Source organism: Streptomyces sp. MP131-18 (assembly GCF_001984575.1).
Taxonomy (GTDB): domain Bacteria; phylum Actinomycetota; class Actinomycetes; order Streptomycetales; family Streptomycetaceae; genus Streptomyces; species Streptomyces johnsoniae.
The window spans coordinates 4,903,456-4,922,818 of the sequence record NZ_LZNS01000001.1; the positions used below are offsets into that span (position 1 = coordinate 4,903,456).

Sequence of the window (19,363 nt, forward strand, 5' to 3'; positions counted from 1 at the left end):
GCCGGGCGGCCGCTCTTCTCCAGGACGTTGACGCGCACGACAACGGTATGCTTCCTTATGTTGGTTTCTGTTTGAGTGCGCTGGATCTGGATTGGGTGATGAAGAGAACCACGACCCGGCTGGCCGACGGCCGCGAGCTGATCTACTACGACGCCGGGGACGACGCCGGCGACGCCGTCCGAGATTCCCCCGACCGCCGCCCGCTCCCGCCCGTCCAGGCCTCCGCCGAGATCCGCCACGACCCGCTCCTCGACGAGCGCGTCGGCTACGCGGCCCACCGCCAGACGCGCACCTACCACCCACCGGCCGACCAGTGCCCGCTGTGCCCCTCCCGGGGCGAGCAGCTGAGCGAGATACCCGCCGACAGCTACCAGGTCGCCGTCTTCGAGAACCGTTTCCCCTCCTTCAGCGGCACCTCCGGGCGCTGCGAGGTCGTCTGCTTCACCTCGGAACACGACGCGTCGTTCGCCTCGCTCACCGAGGAACAGGCCGCCCTCGTGCTCCACGCCTGGACCGACCGCACCGCGGAGCTGTCCCGGCTGCCCGGCGTCACGCAGGTGTACTGCTTCGAGAACCGCGGCGCCGAGATCGGCGTCACCCTGGGCCACCCGCACGGCCAGATCTACGGCTATCCGTTCGTGACGCCGTTCACCCGGCGCGCGCTGCGCAGCGTCGCGGAGCACAAGGCCCGTACCGGCGCCAACCTCTACGACGAACGGCTCGCCGCCGAGCGCGCCGACGGCCGGCGGATCGTGCTGGAGACCGCGCACTGGACCGCCTTCGTGCCGCACGCCGCGCGCTGGCCCTACGAGGTCCACCTGTACCCGCGGCGCCGGGTGCCGGACCTCATCGGGCTCGGCCCCGAGGAGCAGGCGGAGTTCCCCGGGGTCTATCTGGAGCTGCTGCGGCGCTTCGACCGCATCTTCGGGCCCGAAGCCCCGCCGACGCCCTATATTTCCGGCTGGCACCAGGCGCCGTTCGGCATCGAGACCAGGGAGGACTTCGCCCTCCACCTGGAGCTTTTCACCATCCGGCGCAGTCCGGGCAAGCTGAAGTACCTGGCCGGTTCCGAGTCGGGCATGGGTGCTTTCGTGAACGATGTTCTGCCGGAGGCGGCGGCCGACCGGCTGCGAGAGGTGGCGAGCCGATGAGCAAGTACCTGGTGACGGGCGGCGCGGGATACGTGGGCGGCGTGGTGGCCGCGCACCTGCTGACCGCGGGCCATGCGGTGACCGTGCTCGACGACCTGTCCACCGGCTTCCGCGCCGGCGTCCCGGCCGGCGCGGAGTTCGTCGAGGGGCGCGTTCAGGATGCGGGCAAGCTCCTGGACGCGTCCTACGACGGAGTGCTGCACTTCGCCGCCTTCTCGCAGGTCGGCGAGTCCGTCAACGACCCGGAGAAGTACTGGCGCAACAACGTGGGCGGAACGGTCGAGCTGCTGCGGGCCATGCGCGACGCCGGGGTGCGCACCCTCGTCTTCTCCTCCACCGCGGCCGTCTACGGCGAGCCCACGACCGTGCCGATCATCGAGGACGCCGCGACCGCGCCGGGCAACCCGTACGGCGCCTCCAAGCTCGCCGTCGACCACATGATCGGCGGCGAATGCGCCGCCCACGGCCTGGCGGCCGTCTCGCTGCGCTACTTCAACGTCGCGGGCGCCCACTCCTCGGACGCCGGCTTCCAGGGCGAGCGGCACGACCCGGAGAGCCACCTCATCCCGCTGGTGCTCCAAGTCGCCCTCGGCACCAGGGAGTCGGTCTCCGTCTTCGGTACCGACTACCCCACGCCGGACGGCACCTGCATCAGGGACTACATCCACGTCGACGACCTCGCCGACGCCCACCTGCTGGCCCTCACCGCGGCCAGGCCTGGCGAGCACCTCGTGTGCAACCTCGGGAACGGCAACGGCTTCTCCGTCCGCGAGGTCATCGAGACCGTGCGCCGGGTGACCGGCCATCCCGTGCCCGAGACGCCCGCCGCGCGCCGCGCGGGCGACCCGGCCGCGCTCGTCGCCTCGGCCGACCGCGCCAGGGAGCGCCTCGGCTGGCACCCCACCCGCACCGACCTGGCCGACATCGTGGCCGATGCCTGGGCCTTCGCCCGGCGCGACGCCTCCGGAGGGAACGACGCATGACCACGCACGAGGAGCTGTTCGGCGCCGCGCCGGACGGCCGGTGGGCCGCGCCCGGCCGCGTCAACCTGATCGGCGAGCACACGGACTACAACGAGGGCTTCGTGATGCCCTTCGCGCTGCCGCACACCGCGCGCGCGACGGTGACCCGCCGCGCGGACCGCACGCTGCGGGTGCACTCCCTCGGCACGGACGGCAGGACCGTCGAGGTGGCCCTCGACGGTCTCGCGCCCGGCGGCGTGCCCGGCTGGGCGGCCTACCCGGCGGGCGTCGCCTGGGCGCTGGCGGAGGCGGGGCACGAGATCGGCGGCGCGGACATCCTCTTCGACTCGGACGTGCCGACCGGCGCGGGCCTTTCGTCCTCCGCGGCCCTCGAAGTGGTCACGGCGCTGGCGCTGAGCGATCTGAACGGCCTCGGCCTCGAACCCGAGGAGCTGGCGCGCTTGTCGCAGCGGGCGGAGAACGACTTCGTCGGCATGCCCTGCGGGATTCTCGACCAGATGGCCTCGGCCTGCTGCTTTGCCGGGCACGTCCTGTACCTGGACACCCGCGGCCTGAAGCGCCGCCAGGTCCCGTTCGCGATGGTCCTGGAAGGGCTGCGCCTGCTGGTGGTGGACACCCGGGTGAAGCACGCGCACGCCGACGGCGCCTACGCGCGGCGGCGCGCGGAGTGCGAGGCGGGCGCCAAGGCGCTGGACGTGCCGTTCCTGCGCGACGTGCCCCACGCGGAGCTCGCGGACGCGCTGGAGCGCGTGGCGGACCCGGTCGTGCGGCGGCGCGTGCGGCACGTCGTCACCGAGAACCGGCGTGTGGAGCGCGTCATCGAGCTGCTGGACGCGGGCCTGGCCCGGGAGATCGGCCCGGTGCTGACCGAGGGGCACGCCTCGCTGCGCGACGATTTCGAGGTCTCCTGCCCCGAGCTGGACCTGGTGGTGTCGGCGGCCGGCGCCGCGGGGGCGCTGGGGGCGCGGATGACGGGCGGCGGGTTCGGCGGCTCCGCCATCGTGCTGGTGGACGAGGCCGCGGCGGGCGCGATCGGCGCGGCGGTCACGGACGCCTTCGGCGCCGCGGGGCATCGCCCCCCGCGCATCTTCGAGGCGATCCCCTCGCCGGGCGCCCAGCGGCTCCCACTGTGATCGCTTCGATATCGGCTCTTCGGCGAAACCACTTCCTCCTCAGCCCCTCGGCCGTAGTCTGAAGGACAGCACCGGTGGGGGCCGGTGCTGTTCAGGGGGCGAGACAGGTGGGTGCGGCGCCCACGGCCAGGCACCGTGCCGCGCGGCGGCGGCCGTGCGGCCCTCCCGGGGCCGCGGCCCCGGGCGCCGCGCCCGCCGAGCCCGTTGTTCAAGCCGAGGGGCTGCTGTGGACCGTATTCGGGTGCTGGTCGTGGACGGGCACCGGATCTTCGCCGAGTCGCTCGCCACCGCGCTCACCGCGGAGCAGGACGTCGAGGCGACTGCCGTCGGCAGCGTGCCCGCAGCCCTGCATCTGCTGGGGCGCGGCCGGCCGAACGGCGAGCCGGCGTTCGACGTGCTGCTGCTCGACGTCGATCTGGACGGTGCGGCGCCGGGCGAGGAGTCGCTGCTCACCGCGGCGCGCGAACGCTTTCCCGGCCTCCACCCTGTCATGCTCGCGGCAGATGATGACGCCCGGCAGGCCGCCCGCACCCTCACCGCGGGCGCCTGCGGCTGGGTCGCCAAGGACAGCTCCCTCGCCCGCCTGCTCCAGGTGGTCCGCGGCGTGCTCCGCGAGGAGACCCACGTGCCGCCCGCACTCCTCACGGGCGTGCTCCGCGAACTGCACCGCGACCGCCACCACCGCACCGAGCACCAGCGCCTCGTCGAGTCGCTGACCCCGCGCGAACTTGAGGTGCTGCGCTGCATGCTGGCGGGCCTGGGGCGCAAGGCCGTCGCCGAGCGCCTGTTCCTCTCCCCGCACACCGTCCGCACCCACATGCAGAACGTGCTGGGCAAGCTCGGCGTGCACTCCACCCTCGCCGCCGTGGCCCTGGCCCGCCGCGCGGGCATTCCCCCCGTGGAATAGCGGGGCCGCGGCCCGCGCCGGCGGCCGCCCCGCGCGGGATGTCCGGTCAGACCGGGGTGTTGTCGAACGGGGCGGTGAGCGCGCGCAGCAGGGCGGCCAGCTCGCGGCGCTGCGCCGTGGTGAGGTCCCCGAGCAGTGCGCGCTCCTGGGCCAGCAGCCCGGCCAGGGCCTCGTCCGCGTGGCGCCGTCCCGAGTCGGTGAGGCTGACCAGGACGCCGCGCCGGTCGCTGGGGTCGGGCTGCCGCTCGACCAGGCCGCGCTTGGCCAGCCGGTCGATGCGGTTGGTCATGGTGCCGGAGGTGACGAGCGTCTGGGTGAGGAGCTGCCCGGGGGACAGCTGGTACGGGCTGCCGGCCCGGCGCAGGGCGGTGAGGACGTCGAACTCCCACGACTCGAGCCCGTGCTCGGCGAAGGCCAGCCGGCGGGCCCGGTCGAGGTGGCGGGCCAGCCGGCTGACCCGGCTGAGCACCTCCAGCGGCTCCACGTCGAGATCGGGGCGCTCGCGCCGCCAGGCAGCCACCAGCCGGTCAACCTCGTCCTCCATGCGTCCAGTCTAGTAGTTGTGTCGACATGAAGTCTCACGACATAGAGCCTCTTGACATCAAGATACTGGCGGTATCAGGATCATTGCCATGCCTCATGCGACCCCTTCGCCCACGTGGGACCCCGCCCAGTACGAGCGGCACAGCGGCCACCGGGCCCGGCCGCTGTACGACCTGATGGCCCGCATCCCCCCGCTGCCCGCGGCACCGCGCATCGCCGACCTCGGCTGCGGGCCGGGACGCCCCAGCCTGCTGCTCGCCGAGCGCTGGCCGGCCGCCCGCATCACCGGCTACGACAGTTCGCCCGCCATGCTGGCCGAGGCCGCCGCCCACGCGGGACCCGTGCCCGGCGGCACCGGCACGCTCGCCTTCCAGCGGGCCGACCTCACCGACTGGCGGCCCGGTGAAACGTTCGACCTCATCGTGTCCAGTTCCGCGTTCCAGTGGGTGCCCGAGCACGTGGAACGGTTCGCCGGCTGGCTCGACGCCCTGGCCCCCGGCGGGGTGCTCGCCTTCCAGGTGCCGGGCAACCACGGGGCCCCCAGCCACGTGCTCCTGCGCGAGCTGGCCGCCGGGCCGCGCTGGCGCACGCGCCTCGCCGGGGTGCTCCGCGACGCCGAGCCCGTCCTGACCCCGGCCGGGTACTTCGAGGCGCTGGCCGCCCTCGGCTGCCCGCCCGACGCCTGGGAGACGACCTACCTGCAGCTGCTGCCCGGCGAGGACCCGGTCCTCGACTGGATGAGCGGCACGGGGCTGCGCCCGGTGCTGACCGTCCTGCACGACGATCCCCAGGCGCGCGACGCCTTCCTGGCCGAGTACCGGCAGGTGCTGCGCGCCGCCTACCCCGCGGGCCCGCACGGCACCCTCTTCCCCTTCCGGCGAGTGTTCGCCGTCGCCCGCAGGCGAGGGGCGGCGCGGTGATGCCCGGGCCTGGACCACGTGCTGCTCGCCGTGCCCGCGGGCGCGGAGGACGCGCTGCGCGCGTTCTACGGCGGCGTCCTCGGCATGGCCGAGCTGCCCGAGCCGCCGGGGCTCGCCGGTCGCGGCGGCTGCTGGTTCGCGGCGGGGAGCCGCGTGCTGCACCTCGGCGTCCAGCGGGAGTTCCGGCCCGCCTGTAAGGCGCACCCCGGGATCACCGTGACGGGGATCGATGCGCTCGCCGCCCGGATCGAGGCCCACCGCAGCCCGGTGACCTGGGACGGCGATCTGCCCGGCCACCGGCGCTTCCACGCCTGGGACCCGGTGGGCAACCGGCTGGAGTTCCTGGAACGCGCCCGCTGAGCCCATTCGTCAACACCGGCTGAATGAGCAACAAGATTGGGCGATTCGGGTGAACGGCGGCAACCGAATCCGCCCAGACGCGTTGTGCAGGTCGCTCCAATGAACAGGGCATCCCAAGTACCCGGAAGGACAAGCCAGTGATCAAGAAGTCGCTTGCCACGGTCGCCGTCGCCGCCTCGGTGTTCGGCGCCACGGGCATCGCCGCCGCCCCCGCCATGGCCGTCGGCGGGGACGACGAGCACGGCACCGCCAACTCCGCCAACGGCAACGGGTCGGTGCAGGCGTACGGCAACACCACCACCGGTGGCTACATGAGCCCGCAGATCGGCCTGATCAACGGCTCGTTCAACAAGTTCTGCATCCCGATCCAGCAGATCGACGTCCAGGTGCCGATCATCGGCGTCGCGGTTCAGGACCTGCTCAACAGCGAGCCGTCGCAGAACTGCTCGGACTACTCGACGCAGGTCGACGGCGACGACCCGCTGTCGCACGTCCTGTCGGACATCCCGATCCTGTCCGAGAACGGCGCCAGCAGCCACTGACCGGCCGCGAGGCCGACTGGTCCGCGGACGCCGGGTTCTTCGGCCTTCTGACCGGTGGTCCGCACCCGACGACCCCCTCCCCGGCACCGCCGGAGAGGGGGTCGCCTCATGTCCGGCGGCGGCCGACCAGCGTCGGGCGGTGTTCGAGCCCCTGGAGCCCGTGCCAGGCCAGGTTCACCAGGTGCGCCGCCACCTCGGCCTTCTCCGGTTTGCGCACGCTCAGCCACCACTGGCCGGTCAGCGCCACCATCCCGACCAGCGCCTGCGCGTATATGGGCGCCATCTTCTGGTCGTAGCCGCGGGCCGCGAACTCCTGCCCCAGGATGTCCTCGACCTGCGTGGCGATGTCCCCGATGAGCGAGGCGAACGTCCCGGTGGACTGCGCCACCGGCGAGTCCCGCACCAGGATGTGGAAGCCGTCGGTGTACTGCTCGATGTAGTCGAGCAGGGCGAACGCCGCCTGTTCGCACAGCTCACGCGGGTGGCCCGCGGTCAGCGCGCCGGTCACCATGGACAGCAGCCGGCTCATCTCGCGGTCCACGACGACCGCGTAAAGCCCCTCCTTGCCGCCGAAGTGCTCGTAGACCACGGGTTTGGAGACCCCGGCCTTGGCCGCGATCTCCTCCACCGACGTGCCCTCGAAGCCGCGCTCGGCGAACAGCGTGCGTCCGATGTCCAGCAACTGCTCCCGGCGCTCCGTGCCGGTCATCCGTCGGCGGGTCCGCCGCGCGGGGCGCGCCGGCCGTTCCTTGTCACTGCTCTTGATGCTGTTGTCGGTCGCCACCTCCCCATCATGCCGCGTGGACGCCGGACGTTTCTTTCCGGTTTTCCCCCCGCTTTGTGTCAGGAGTGTTCCGCTTGGCATCGATACGTGACTGTTTCGGCCAGCGCACGTCGTACGCCCAGCCGGCCTTCTCGAACCAGCGGATCATCCGGGCGCTCGAATCCAGCTGCCCGCGGTCCACGCCGTGGCGCGCGCACGTCGGATCGGCGTGGTGCAGGTTGTGCCAGGACTCGCCGCAGGACAGCACCGCGAGCCACCACACGTTGCCCGAACGGTCACGCGACCTGAACGGCTGCCTGCCGGTGGCGTGGCAGATGGAGTTGATCGACCACGTGACGTGGTGCAGCAGCGCCACGCGCACCAGCGAGCCCCAGAAGAACGCGCTCACCGCCCCCTGCCAGGACCAGGTGACAAGACCGCCGATCACCGCCGGCGCCCCGAGCGAGACCGTCGTCCACAGCACGAACTGCCGCGAGACCCGCCGCAGGTCCTGGTCCTTGAGCAGATCCGGCGCGTAACGGTGCTGCGGGGTCTGCTCGGTATCGAACATCCACCCCATGTGGGCCCACCACAGGCCCTTGATCAGCGCGGGCACCGTCTCCCCGTACCGCCACGGCGAATGCGGATCGCCCTCGGCGTCCGAGTGCTTGTGGTGCTTGCGGTGGTCGGCGACCCAGCGCACGAGCGGGCCCTCCACGGCCATCGACCCGGCGATGGCCAGCGCGATCTTCAGCGGGCGCTTCGCCTTGAACGAGCCGTGCGTGAAGTATCGGTGGAAGCCGACCGTGATGCCGTGGCAGCCGATGAAGTAGAAGACGGCGAGCAGCGCGAGATCGAGCAGGCTCACCCCCCGGCCCCAGGCCAGCGGCACGGCCGCGAGCAGGGCGAGGAAGGGGACGGTGATGAAGAGGAGCAGGGTGATCTGCTCCACCGAACGGCGCCGCTCGCCGCCCAGCGTTCCGGAAAGCGGCAACTCGTCCGCCGCGGGCGTCGTCTGCCGCGGGGCGGGTACGGGACCTGGGGATGCGGGCATGGGCGGTTCCTCGGGGAGGGCATGTCAAGGAAGGCTTCAGCCACCTACGGGACCGTAACCTACGGCAACGTAAGTATCGCCATTCGCTTCGTGGTCACCATGTCCTTGTTCCCCGGCGACACGATGTGACCCTGCCGTAGCCCCGCCTCATTACGATGGTGCATGTCGGACAGCGCGGTCCGCGACGTGCCAACGACCAGCCATCCGAGTCCGCCACGAGGAGCCGCCGTGAGCAGTCCCGACAGCCAGAGCCACCCGCAGCCGCCGACCAAGGCCGAGGTACCGGACGCCAAGGGGGCGCCGGAGAGCAGCAGCGCGCTGCGCGCCGACATCCGCCGCCTCGGCGACCTGCTCGGCGAAACGCTGGTCCGGCAGGACGGGCAGGACCTGCTCGATCTCGTCGAGCAGGTCAGGGCGCTGACCCGCAGCGACGGCGAGGCCGCCGCCACCCTGCTCGGCGACACCGACCTGGCGACCGCGGCCAAGCTGGTGCGCGCGTTCTCCACCTACTTCCACCTCGCCAACGTCACCGAGCAGGTGCACCGCGGCCGCGAGCTGCGGGAGCGGCGGGCCGCCGAGGGCGGGGAGCTGTCGCGCACCGCGGACATGCTGAAGGACGCCGACCCCGGTCACCTGCGGCAGACCGTGGCCAACCTGGGTGTGCGCCCGGTGTTCACCGCGCACCCCACCGAGGCGGCCCGCCGGTCCGTCCTGACCAAGCTCCGCAAGATCGCCGAGCTGCTCGACCATCCGGAGTCCGAGCACGGCGGCGACCGGCGGCGCACCGACCTGCGGCTGGCCGAGAACATCGACCTCATCTGGCAGACGGACGAGCTGCGCGTGGCCCGTCCCGAGCCCGCCGACGAGGCGCGCAACGCGGTGTACTACCTGGACGAGCTGCACGCCGGCGCCGTCGGGGACGTGCTGGAGGACCTGGGCGCCGAGCTGGAGCGGGCCGGCGCCCCGCTGCCCACGGGCAGCAGGCCGCTGACGTTCGGTACGTGGATCGGCGGCGACCGCGACGGCAATCCGAACGTCACGCCCGGCGTGACCTGGGACGTGCTGCTGCTCCAGCACGAGCACGGCATCTCCAGCGCGCTTGCGCACATCGACGAGCTGCGCGGCGCGCTGTCCAACTCCATCCGCAACAGCGGCGCCGGGCAGGAGCTGCTGGACTCGCTGGAGCGCGACCTGGCGGCGCTGCCGGAGATCACCCCGCGGTACAAGCGGCTGAACGCGGAGGAGCCGTACCGGCTGAAGGTCACCTGCGTCCGGCAGAAGCTGGTCAACACCAGGGCCAGGCTCAAGGACGACAGCCCGCACGTGCCGGGCCGCGACTACCGCGGCACCGGCGACCTCCTGGACGACCTGCGGCTGGTGCAGACCTCGCTGCGCGAGCACCGCGGCGGGCTGATCGCGGACGGGCGTCTCGAACGGCTGATGCGGACGCTGGCCGCGTTCGGCCTCCAGCTGGCCACGATGGACGTGCGCGAGCACGCGGACGCCCACCACCACGCGCTCGGGCAGCTCTTCGACCGGCTCGGCGAGGAGTCCTGGCGGTACGCCGACATGCCGCGCGAATACCGCCTCAAGGTGCTGGCCAGGGAGCTGCGTTCGCGCCGCCCCCTCGCCCCCACTCCGGCCCCGCTCGACGCCGCGGGCGCCAAGACGCTGGGGGTCTTCTCGACGGTGCGCCGGGCGCTGGACACCTTCGGGCCCGAAGTCATCGAGTCGTACATCATTTCCATGTGCCAGGGCGCGGACGACGTGTTCGCGGCGGCCGTGCTGGCCCGCGAGGCAGGCCTCGTCGACCTGCACGCGGGCTGGGCCCGCATCGGCATCGTTCCGCTGCTGGAGACCACCGACGAGCTGCGGATCGCCGACGAGCTGCTCGACGCGATGCTCTCCGACCCCTCCTACCGCCGCCTGGTGTCCCTGCGCGACGACGTGCAGGAGGTCATGCTCGGCTACAGCGACTCCTCGAAGTTCGGCGGGATCACGACCTCGCAGTGGGAGATCCACCGCGCCCAGCGGCGGCTGCGCGACGTCGCGCACCGGCACGGGGTGCGGCTGCGCCTCTTCCACGGCCGCGGCGGCACCGTCGGCCGCGGCGGCGGCCCCACGCACGACGCGATCCTCGCGCAGCCGTGGGGCACCCTGGAGGGCGAGATCAAGGTCACCGAGCAGGGCGAGGTCATCTCCGACAAGTACCTCGTGCCGTCCCTGGCCCGGGAAAATCTGGAGCTGACGGTGTCCGCGACCCTCCAGGCGTCCGCGCTGCACACCGCGCCCCGCCAGTCGACGGAGGCGCTGGCCCGCTGGGACGCGGCGATGGACACCGTGTCCGAGGCCGCGCACACCGCCTACCGCGGGCTGGTCGAGGACCGGGACCTGCCCGCGTACTTCTTCGCCTCCACCCCCGTGGACCAGCTCGCCGACCTGCACCTCGGCTCCCGCCCCTCCCGCCGCCCCGACAGCGGCGCTGGGCTCGACGGGCTGCGGGCCATCCCGTGGGTCTTCGGCTGGACGCAGTCGCGGCAGATCGTGCCCGGCTGGTTCGGCGTGGGCTCCGGGCTGCGGGCCGCCAGGGAGGCCGGGCTCGAGGATGTGCTCGCCGAGGCGTTCGAGCACTGGCACTTCTTCCGCAACTTCCTGGCGAACGTGGAGATGACGCTGGCCAAGACGGACCTGCGTATCGCCAGGCACTACGTGGAGACGCTGGTGCCCGACGAGCTGAAGCACGTCTTCCACACCATCGAGACCGAGCACGCGCTGACCGTGGCCGAAGTGCTGCGCATCACCGGCGAACAGGAGCTGCTGGACGCCAGCCCCGCGCTCCAGCGCACCCTGCGCATCCGCGACGCCTACCTGGACCCGATCTCCTACCTCCAGGTGACGCTGCTGCACCGGCAGCGGGAGGCTGCCGCGCGCGGCGAGGAGCCCGACCAGCTGCTGTCCCGCGCGCTGCTGCTCACGGTCAACGGCGTCGCCGCCGGGCTGCGCAACACCGGCTGACGGAACGGTCCTTTCGCGTCCCGCCCGCCGTCAGTCGCCCGCACGGAACGTGCGGAACGTGCGGCGGTAGGCGGTGGGCGAGACGCCGAGGACGGCCTGGAGGTGCTGGCGCAGCGACGCCGCGGTGCCGAAGCCAGAGGCGTGCGCGATGCGGTCCACCGGCAGGTCGCTGTCCTCCAGCAGCTGCCTGGCCCGTTCGATGCGCTGCCCGGTCAGCCAGCGCTGCGGCGACACCCCGGTCTCCTCGCGGAACCTGCGGGTGAACGTCCGCACGCTCATCGCCTCCTGGTCGGCCAGCTCGGCCAGCGGCAGCGGCCGGTCCAGGTGCGCGAGCGCATAGGCGCGGGCCCGGCCGGTGGAGTGCACCCGGGGGGCGGGCACGGGACGTTCGACGAACTGTGCCTGCCCGCCGTCGCGGTGCGGCGGGACCACGGTGCGGCGGGCCACCGCATTGGCCACGGCCGCGCCGAAGTCCGTGCGCACCATGTGCAGGCACAGGTCGATCCCCGTGGCGACGCCCGCCGAGGTCAGGACGTGGCCGTCCTCCGCGTAGAGGATGTCCGGGTCCAGCCGCACCCGCGGGAACAGCGCGCGGAACCGGTCGCACGCCGCCCAGTGCGTCGTGGCGCGGCGGCCGTCCAGCAGCCCGGCGGCGGCCAGCACGAACGCGCCGGTGCAGATCGAGGCGATGCGCGCGCCCGGCCGTATCCGGCCGAGGGCGGCGGCCAGCGGCGCCGGCAGCCGGTCCGTGCCGTACGTCTCGTCCCGCTCGTGCGCGGCCGGCACGATCACGGTGTCGGCCTCCGCGAGCGCCTCGGGGCCGTGCCGCACCTCGACGGCGAAGTCCGCGTCCGTGCGCACGGTGCCCGGGGTGACCGCGCAGGTCACCACGTCGTACAGCCGGGCGCCCGAGGCCGACTTCGCCATGCCCATGATGCGGTGCGGGATGCCGAGCTCGATCGGCAGCAGCCCGTGCCGCACCAGCACGGCGACCCGGTGGCGGCCCGTCGGACCGAAAACGCTCATGGCCCGATCCTTGCACATGATGGCCATCGGGCCACTCGTTCCGGCCGGGCCCGTGCCGCAGGATCGGCGGGTGACCAGGACCGCCGCACCCACCGCCGCCGCCGCGCGACGTCGTCGCACGGCCCCGCCCCGCGTGCACCCGGCCTGGTGGGTGGCCGCCGTCGCGTTCCTCGTGCTGATCGGCGCGGCCGGCTTCCGCGCGGCGACCGGCGTGCTCATCGACCCGCTGCACGAGGAGTTCGGCTGGTCGCGGGGCAGCATCTCGTTCGCCGTCTCCGTCAACCTGCTGCTGTACGGCTTCACCGCGCCCTTCGCCACCGCGCTGATGGAGCGGTACGGCATCCGCCGCGTCGTCGCGGGCGCACTGCTGCTGATAGCCGCGGGCAGCGGGCTGACCGTCTTCATGACCAGCCAGTGGCAACTCGTGCTGTGCTGGGGCGTCCTCGTCGGGCTCGGCGCCGGCTCCATGGCGCTGGCGTTCGCGGGCACCGTCGCCGGGCGCTGGTTCGTCGCGCGGCGCGGCCTGGTCACGGGCATCCTGACGGCCGGGGGCGCCGCGGGGAACCTGGTCTTCCTGCCGCTGGTCGGCATCCTCGCCGAAGGCCCCGGCTGGCGGTTCGCCTCCCTCACCATCGCCGCGTGCGCGGTGGCCGTCGTGCCGCTGGTGGTGTGGCTGCTGCGCGACCGGCCCGAGGACGTGGGCGTGCGGCCCTACGGCGCGGGCGCGGACTGGACCGCACCGCCGCCCGTGCCGCCCGGCGCGGCCAGGCGGACGCTGCGCGCGCTCGCCCGCGCCGCGCGCACCCGCGTGTTCTGGCTGCTCGCGGCCTCGTTCGCGATCTGCGGCGCCTCCACCAACGGGCTGATCGGCACACACTTCGTGCCCGGCGCCCACGACCACGGGATGCCCGTTCCGGTGGCCGCCTCGCTGCTCGCGCTCATCGGGATCTTCGACCTGGTCGGCACGGTCTGCTCCGGCTGGCTGACCGACCGGTACGACGCGCGGCGGCTGCTGGCCGTCTACTACGGGCTGCGCGGCCTGTCGCTGCTGTTCCTGCCGATGCTGATGGCCGGGAACGTGCACCCGCCGATGCTGCTGTTCGTCGTCTTCTACGGCCTCGACTGGGTGGCCACGGTGCCGCCGACCATCGCCCTGTGCCGCGAGCACTTCGGCGCCGACGGCGGCGTCGTCTTCGGCTGGGTGCTCGCCTCCCACCAACTCGGGGCCGCGCTCGTCGCGTTCGGCGCCGGCCTGGTCCGCGACGCCACCGGCTCCTACGACCTGGCCTGGACGACGGCGGGCGGTCTCTGCGCGGCGGCGGCCATCCTGGTCATGGCGGTCCACCGCCCCCCGCGCCCCGCCGCGTAGGTGGTGTGCTGGGTCAGATCCACAGGGCGAACGTCGCCGCGATCAGCGCGAGCGCCGCCGCGGCGGCCGACGCGGCCGTGCGGTACATGCGCAGGCCGCCGCCGATGACGAGGGAGGCCAGCAGCAGCGCGCCGAACAGCGGCAGGCTGCCGTACAGCGCACCGGCCCAGCCGGTGCGCACCACTTCGTCGCCGCCCGGGATCAGCGCCACCGCCAGGTGCTCGCCCTCCTGCCGGGCCACGGTCTGCTCCAGCACGACCGTCTCGCCGGTCCCGTCGAACGGCCCGCGGCACGACTGGCGGTCGCAGTCCGCCAGGAGCATCGTGCCGCGCTCCCGCCCGTCGGTGACCACGGAGTGGCGCGCGGTGTCGAAGGACGCCCAGGCACCGGCGACCACGAGCAGCAGGGCCAGCAGCCACATGACGGCCAGCCGTGCCAGCAGCAGCGCCCCGAACGCGCGCTCCCCGGCCCGGCGGACGCGGCTGCGCTTCGCAACGGCGGACGACATGCCGCAGATCTTTGGCCACAGGCGTACGCGCGGTCAAGCCCGTCAGCTGTTGTAGGCGCTCTGCGCCCGTTCGAGACCCTGGGTGACCAGCGCCTCGGTCGCGTCCGCCGCGCGGTCCACGAAGTAGTCCAGCTCCTTGCGCTCGGCCGTGGCGAAGTCCCGCAGCACGTACGCCGCCACGTCCATGCGCCCCGGCGGCCGGCCGACGCCGAAGCGGATGCGGAAGTAGTCGCGGCCGAGCGAGGCGGTCACGGACTTCAGGCCGTTGTGCCCGTTGTCCCCGCCGCCCCGCTTCAGCCGCAGCACGCCGTAGCCGATGTCCAGCTCGTCGTGGATCACGACGAGGCGGTCGGGCGGCACCCGGTAGAAGGCGCACAGCGCCGAGACGGGGCCGCCGGAAAGGTTCATGAACGAGAGGGGCTTGGCCACCACGACCCGCGGCCCGCCCGCGCCCGGCGCGCCGAGGCGCCCTTCGAGCACCATCGCGCGCGCCTTGTGGGACTTGAACGTGCCGCCGATGCGGTCGGCGAGCAGGTCGGCGGTCATGAAGCCGACGTTGTGCCGGTTGCCCGCGTACTGCGGCCCGGGGTTGCCGAGTCCCACGATGAGCCAGGGTTCGTCCACGATCACAGCCTTCCCTACGCCGCCTTCCGCCGGACCGGGCTCAGGCGCCCGTCTCGCCCTCCGCGGCCGAGCCCTCCGGCGCCGGCTCCTCGGCCTGCGGCTGGAGCACCTGGAGCACGACGTCCTCGCCGTCGATGGCCAGCGTGGTGCCGGCCGGCAGCGGAACGTCCTTGGCGAGCACGGAGGCGCCCGTCTCCAGGCCCTGGACGGACACGGTGAAGAACTCGGGGATGTGGGTGGCCTCGGCCTCGACCGGCAGCGCGTTCAGCACGTGCTCGATCAGGCCGCCGCCCGGGGCCAGCTCGCCCTCGGTCTGCACCGGGACCTCGACGGTGACCTTCTCGCCGCGCTTGACGGTCAGCAGGTCGATGTGGACGAGGAAGCCGCGGATGGCCTCGCGCTGGACGGCCTTGGGGATCACCAGCTCCTGGCGGCCCTCGACATCCAGGGTGATCAGCACGTTCGACGTCTTGAGGGCCATCATCAGCTCGTGGCCCGGCAGCGTCACGTGCACGGGCTCGGCGCCGTGCCCGTAGATGACGGCCGGCACCTTGCCGACGGCGCGGATACGGCGCGACGCGCCCTTGCCGAACTCCGAGCGGGGCTCGGCGGTGATCTTCACATCAGCCATGGCTGCTGCACTCCTCGGATGGAACTGGGCCGGATCGGAAAGCCGGGAACGGCTCTGAGCGTCACCCGGCCCGGACAGGACCTGCCACAAGGAGCGCGTCGATAACGGATGAGCCACCGGGGCCCTCCCTCGCCGAGCAACCCGGCGAGTGTACCCGCCGGCCGGGCCGCCACGGAAAACGGCGGCGGCCCGGCCGGCGGCCCGGCCGGCCGCGGGCCCTACGCGTCGCCCTCGAAAAGGCTGGTGACCGAGCCGTCCTCGAAGACTTCGCGGACCGCCCTGGCGATCGTCGGGGCCATGGACAGCACGGTGATCTTGTCGAGCGACACCTGCCGGGGCGTGGGCAGGGAGTTGGTGAAGATGAACTCGCTCACCTTCGAGTTCTTCAGGCGGTCGGCGGCCGGGCCGGAGAGCACGCCGTGCGTGGCCGCGACGATCACGTCCTCCGCGCCGTTGGCGAACAGCGCGTCCGCCGCCGCGCAGATGGTGCCGCCGGTGTCGATCATGTCGTCCACCAGCACGCACACCCGGCCGCGCACGTCGCCGACGACCTCGTGCACCGTGACCTGGTTGGCCACGTCCGGGTCGCGCCGCTTGTGCACGATCGCCAGCGGCGCCGCGAGCCGGTCGGCCCACCGGTCCGCGACCCGGACCCGCCCGGCGTCGGGCGAGACCACCGTGAGCTTCTGCCGGTCGACCCGGCCCGCGATGTACTCGGTGAGGAGAGGCAGCGCGAACAGGTGGTCCACCGGGCCGTCGAAGTAGCCCTGCACCTGGTCGGCGTGCAGGTCCATGGTGATGATGCGGTCGGCGCCCGCCGTCTTCAGCATGTCCGCCATCAGCCGCGCGGAAATCGGCTCCCGGCCGCGGTGCTTCTTGTCCTGCCGCGCATAGCCGTAGAAGGGAATGATCACGGAGATGCTGCGCGCGGACGCCCGCTTCAGCGCATCAATCATGATCAGCTGCTCCATGATCCACTTATTGATCGGCGCCGTGTGACTCTGCATCAGAAAACAGTCGGCACCGCGCACCGACTCCTGAAAGCGTACGTAAATCTCGCCGTTCGCAAAGTCCTGGGCCTTGGTGGGGACCAGTCCCACCCCCAATTCGCCGGCGACTTCCTGCGCCAGCTCCGGGTGGGCGCGGCCGGAAAAGAGCATGAGTTTCTTCTCGCCGGTCGTCTTGATCCCGGTCACAGTACGTCTCCTTGGCATCCGCGTCGGCGCTCGTTCACCCCACCGGGGCACCTCTACGGTACGCCCCTCTCACTTCGGCTCCTCCTTGTGCTCCGTCGCAGCTAGAGCCGCATCGGCCGCCTGTGCGGCCGCGGTGCCGGGGCGCTTGCGCGCGACCCAGCCCTCGATGTTCCGCTGCTGGCCCCTGGCTACCGCGAGTGACCCCGGTGGCACGTCCTTGGTGATCACGGAGCCCGCCGCGGTGTACGAACCGTCCCCTACCGTGACCGGTGCCACAAACATATTGTCCGAGCCGGTCTTGCAGTAGGAACCGATCGTCGTGTGATGCTTCGCCTCGCCGTCGTAGTTGACGAACACGCTTGCCGCACCGATGTTCGTGTGATCGCCGATCGTCGCGTCGCCGACGTACGAGAGATGCGGCACCTTCGTGCCCTCGCCGATCGAGGAGTTCTTCATCTCCACGAAAGTCCCCGCCTTCGCCGCCCGGCCGAGGACCGTACCCGGCCGCAGATAGGCGAAGGGGCCGACGTGCGCCTCCGCCCCGATCTCGGCGCTCTCCGCCACCGTGTTGCTCACCACCGCGCCCGCGCCCACCACCGTATCCGTGAGGCGGCAGCCCGGGCCCACTTCCGCGCCCGCGGCCAGGTGCGTGGCGCCGAGCAGCTGTGTGCCCGGGTGCACCAGCGCGTCCGGCTCGAACGTGACCTGTGCGTCGATCCACGTCGTCGCCGGATCGACGATCGTCGCCCCCGCCAGCATGGCCCGCTCAAGCAGCCGGTCGTTCAGCATCCGCCTGGCCTGCGCCAGCTGCACCCGGTTGTTGATGCCCACCAGCTCCCGGTGGTCCGCGGCCCGTTCGGCGCCCACCCGGTGGCCCTCGTCGCGCAGAATCCGCAGCACGTCGGGCAGATACTCCTCGCCCTGGCTGTTGTCCGTACCCACCCGGCCCAGCGCCTCGGCGAGCAGGCGTCCGTCGAACGCGAAGACCCCCGAGTTGACCTCCCGCACCGCGAGCTGCGCACCCGAGGCGTCCCGGTGCTCCACGATCTCCGTGACCGAACCGTCCGGACCGCGCAGCACCCGGCCGTACCCGGTCGCGTCGGGCAGCTCCATCGTCAGCACGGTGACCGCGTTGCCCTGCGCCTGATGCGCCTCGGCCAGCGCCCGCAGCGTCTCCGGGGTCTGCATCGGGATGTCCCCGCACGTCACGAGAACCGTCCCGGCGACGCCGTCCGCGCCGTCCGCGCCGTCCGCGCCGTCCGCGCCGTTCAGCGCTCCGAGCCCGGCGCGCACGGCGTGCGCCGTGCCGCGCTGCTCGTGCTGCACCGCGGCGCGCGCGCCGGGGTCCGCCTGGGCCAGGTGCGCGGTCACCTGCTCCCGGCCGTGGCCCACCACCACGACCAGCTCCTCGGGCGTCAGTTCGCGGCAGGCGGCCACCACGTGCCCCAGCAGCGAACGGCCACAGATGTCGTGCAGCACCTTGGGCGTCGCGGACTTCATGCGGGTCCCCTCGCCCGCTGCGAGAACGATGACGGCTGCCGGGCGGATGAAGCTCACGAAGATCGCGTCCTTCGGTCCAGGGATCGGGACTCACGAGGATACCGACGCCCCCGGGCCCGCCCCCCTGACCTGGGCCGCACCGCCCGCCGGCCCCGCTAGGCCCTGTCGTTCGGGGCCTCCGGGTCCTGCGGCGCCCGGCGGCGCGGGGTCCTGCCGGTCAGCGCCGCCAGCGTGGTGCGGATGTGGTCCAGGTGCGCCCGCACCCGCTCGGACTCCTCGGCCAGCTCCTCCGCCAGCCGTTCGCTCTCCCGCTCCACGCGCTGCCTGCGCACGCGGGCGTCCGCCAGCAGCTCCGTGCGCCGTGCCTCCGCCGCGTCCTCCCGCGCGCGGGCCTCCGCCTCCGCCTCCTCAAGACCGCGGCGCGCCTCGGCCAGCGTGCGCTCCGCGCGCGCCGTCAGCTCCGAGACCCGCGCCTCGACCACGCGCTCACCGGCCGCCAGCCGTTCGTCCAACGCCCGCTGCGCCGCGGCCTGTTCCCGCCGCTGCTGCTCCGCGAGCCGCGTGCAGCGCTCCCGCACCCCGGCGAGCACCCCCTCGGCCTCCGCCCGCAGCGCGTCCGCCTGGGCGCGCGCGTCGCCGATCAGCCGCGCCGCCGCCGCCTGCGCCGCGGCCACCACGCCGTCCGCCGCCGCGTCCGCCTCGCCGCGGCGGCGCGCCGCGTCGGCCCGCGCCGCGTCGCGCAGGGCGGCGGCCGTCGCCACGGCCGCGTCGAACAGCCGCGACGCCTCCGCGTCCGCGGCACGGCTCAACTCCGCGGCCTCCGCCTCGACCTCGGCGAGCAGCTCGGCGGCCCGTTTGCCCAGCGTGTCGAACGCGGGCGGCGGCAGCGCCGCCACCACGGCCGCCAGCCGCGCGGCCTCGCCGGTCAGCTCCTCGACCCGCGCGCTCAGCTCGGCCACCCGGCGCCACGCCAGATCCCGGTCCGCCGTCAGTTGCGCAAGCACCCGGTCCACTTGCGCCGGCCGGTATCCACGGCCACGCGCCATGCCGAAATCCGTCATGGGGAAAGGGTCCCCGCTAGGGTCCGTCTTCAAAGGGGCATCCGATCAGCGAGCGGCGGACGGCGCCCGGCCGGCAA

19 protein-coding genes are annotated in these 19,363 nt (G+C 73.0%); 9 read left to right on the forward strand and 10 right to left on the reverse strand.

All coding sequences use genetic code 11. The annotated features are described in order from the left end of the window. The first annotated feature begins 98 nt into the window (after positions 1 to 98). The 4 genes from galT to STBA_RS22315 all read left to right on the forward strand — a co-directional run bounded on the left by galT (position 99) and on the right by STBA_RS22315 (position 4,174). Positions 99 to 1,151, forward strand: a complete 1,053-nt coding sequence (galT, locus tag STBA_RS22300) for a galactose-1-phosphate uridylyltransferase (RefSeq protein ID WP_077060941.1) — start codon at positions 99 to 101, stop codon at positions 1,149 to 1,151. Continuing rightward, on the forward strand, positions 1,148 to 2,134 hold the full coding sequence (gene galE, locus STBA_RS22305; RefSeq protein ID WP_077060942.1) for a UDP-glucose 4-epimerase GalE: 987 nt from the start codon (positions 1,148 to 1,150) through the stop codon (positions 2,132 to 2,134). The genes galT and galE overlap by 4 nt, the downstream gene beginning before the upstream one ends. Continuing rightward, complete coding sequence (galK, locus tag STBA_RS22310; RefSeq protein WP_077060943.1) at positions 2,131 to 3,267, forward strand: galactokinase; 1,137 nt, start codon at positions 2,131 to 2,133, stop codon at positions 3,265 to 3,267. The genes galE and galK overlap by 4 nt, the downstream gene beginning before the upstream one ends. A gap of 226 nt (positions 3,268 to 3,493) precedes the next feature. Further along, the gene (locus STBA_RS22315; RefSeq protein WP_077060944.1) at positions 3,494 to 4,174 is read left to right on the forward strand and encodes a response regulator transcription factor; all 681 of its coding nucleotides are present in this window, start codon (positions 3,494 to 3,496) and stop codon (positions 4,172 to 4,174) included. Positions 4,175 to 4,220: 46 nt separating this feature from the next. On the opposite strand, the gene STBA_RS22320 is transcribed toward STBA_RS22315, so the two are convergent. Next, positions 4,221 to 4,718: a MarR family transcriptional regulator gene (locus STBA_RS22320; protein WP_077060945.1), complete on the reverse strand. Its 498-nt coding sequence runs from the start codon at positions 4,716 to 4,718 to the stop codon at positions 4,221 to 4,223. Between the two features lie 88 nt (positions 4,719 to 4,806). On the opposite strand from STBA_RS22320, the gene STBA_RS22325 reads away from it, so the two are divergent. The 3 genes from STBA_RS22325 to STBA_RS22335 all read left to right on the forward strand — a co-directional run bounded on the left by STBA_RS22325 (position 4,807) and on the right by STBA_RS22335 (position 6,539). Then, positions 4,807 to 5,637, forward strand: coding sequence for a trans-aconitate 2-methyltransferase (locus STBA_RS22325; RefSeq protein ID WP_077060946.1), 831 nt, complete (start codon positions 4,807 to 4,809; stop codon positions 5,635 to 5,637). Positions 5,638 to 5,646: 9 nt separating this feature from the next. After that, complete coding sequence (locus STBA_RS22330) at positions 5,647 to 5,997, forward strand: glyoxalase (protein WP_077060947.1); 351 nt, start codon at positions 5,647 to 5,649, stop codon at positions 5,995 to 5,997. A gap of 137 nt (positions 5,998 to 6,134) precedes the next feature. Beyond that, on the forward strand, positions 6,135 to 6,539 hold the full coding sequence (locus STBA_RS22335) for a rodlin (protein WP_077060948.1): 405 nt from the start codon (positions 6,135 to 6,137) through the stop codon (positions 6,537 to 6,539). 106 nt (positions 6,540 to 6,645) lie between these two features. Here STBA_RS22335 and STBA_RS22340 read toward each other — a convergent pair whose 3' ends face one another. Beyond that, entirely contained in the window at positions 6,646 to 7,323 is a 678-nt protein-coding gene (locus STBA_RS22340) for a TetR/AcrR family transcriptional regulator (protein ID WP_077060949.1), read from the reverse strand. Positions 7,324 to 7,330: 7 nt separating this feature from the next. Further along, positions 7,331 to 8,356: an acyl-CoA desaturase gene (locus STBA_RS22345; RefSeq protein WP_077060950.1), complete on the reverse strand. Its 1,026-nt coding sequence runs from the start codon at positions 8,354 to 8,356 to the stop codon at positions 7,331 to 7,333. Positions 8,357 to 8,674: 318 nt separating this feature from the next. On the opposite strand from STBA_RS22345, the gene ppc reads away from it, so the two are divergent. Beyond that, positions 8,675 to 11,371, forward strand: a complete 2,697-nt coding sequence (gene ppc, locus STBA_RS22350; RefSeq protein ID WP_253195264.1) for a phosphoenolpyruvate carboxylase — start codon at positions 8,675 to 8,677, stop codon at positions 11,369 to 11,371. Positions 11,372 to 11,401: 30 nt separating this feature from the next. Here ppc and STBA_RS22355 read toward each other — a convergent pair whose 3' ends face one another. Continuing rightward, a complete protein-coding gene (locus STBA_RS22355; protein WP_077060952.1) occupies positions 11,402 to 12,424 on the reverse strand; it encodes a helix-turn-helix domain-containing protein in 1,023 nt (340 codons plus the stop codon). Positions 12,425 to 12,467: 43 nt separating this feature from the next. Here STBA_RS22355 and STBA_RS22360 point away from each other — a divergent pair, with 43 nt between their 5' ends. Beyond that, complete coding sequence (locus STBA_RS22360) at positions 12,468 to 13,766, forward strand: MFS transporter (protein WP_077060953.1); 1,299 nt, start codon at positions 12,468 to 12,470, stop codon at positions 13,764 to 13,766. A 13-nt stretch (positions 13,767 to 13,779) separates the two neighbouring features. Here the strand turns inward: STBA_RS22360 and STBA_RS22365 are convergent, their stop codons facing one another. The 6 genes from STBA_RS22365 to STBA_RS22390 form a co-directional block, all read right to left on the reverse strand. Continuing rightward, entirely contained in the window at positions 13,780 to 14,274 is a 495-nt protein-coding gene (locus STBA_RS22365) for a hypothetical protein (RefSeq protein ID WP_077060954.1), read from the reverse strand. Between the two features lie 42 nt (positions 14,275 to 14,316). Continuing rightward, positions 14,317 to 14,904 (reverse strand): aminoacyl-tRNA hydrolase, encoded by a 588-nt coding sequence (gene pth / locus STBA_RS22370; protein WP_171987758.1) that lies wholly within the window; start codon positions 14,902 to 14,904, stop codon positions 14,317 to 14,319. 34 nt (positions 14,905 to 14,938) lie between these two features. Continuing rightward, positions 14,939 to 15,529, reverse strand: coding sequence for a 50S ribosomal protein L25/general stress protein Ctc (locus STBA_RS22375; protein ID WP_077060955.1), 591 nt, complete (start codon positions 15,527 to 15,529; stop codon positions 14,939 to 14,941). 218 nt (positions 15,530 to 15,747) lie between these two features. Then, a complete protein-coding gene (locus STBA_RS22380; RefSeq protein ID WP_077060956.1) occupies positions 15,748 to 16,725 on the reverse strand; it encodes a ribose-phosphate diphosphokinase in 978 nt (325 codons plus the stop codon). A gap of 69 nt (positions 16,726 to 16,794) precedes the next feature. Continuing rightward, on the reverse strand, positions 16,795 to 18,282 hold the full coding sequence (glmU, locus tag STBA_RS22385) for a bifunctional UDP-N-acetylglucosamine diphosphorylase/glucosamine-1-phosphate N-acetyltransferase GlmU (RefSeq protein WP_077060957.1): 1,488 nt from the start codon (positions 18,280 to 18,282) through the stop codon (positions 16,795 to 16,797). Between the two features lie 98 nt (positions 18,283 to 18,380). Next, positions 18,381 to 19,286 carry a hypothetical protein gene (locus STBA_RS22390; RefSeq protein WP_077060958.1) on the reverse strand — a complete coding sequence of 302 codons (906 nt, stop codon included), beginning with the start codon at positions 19,284 to 19,286 and terminating at the stop codon, positions 18,381 to 18,383. Positions 19,287 to 19,363: the final 77 nt, after the last annotated feature.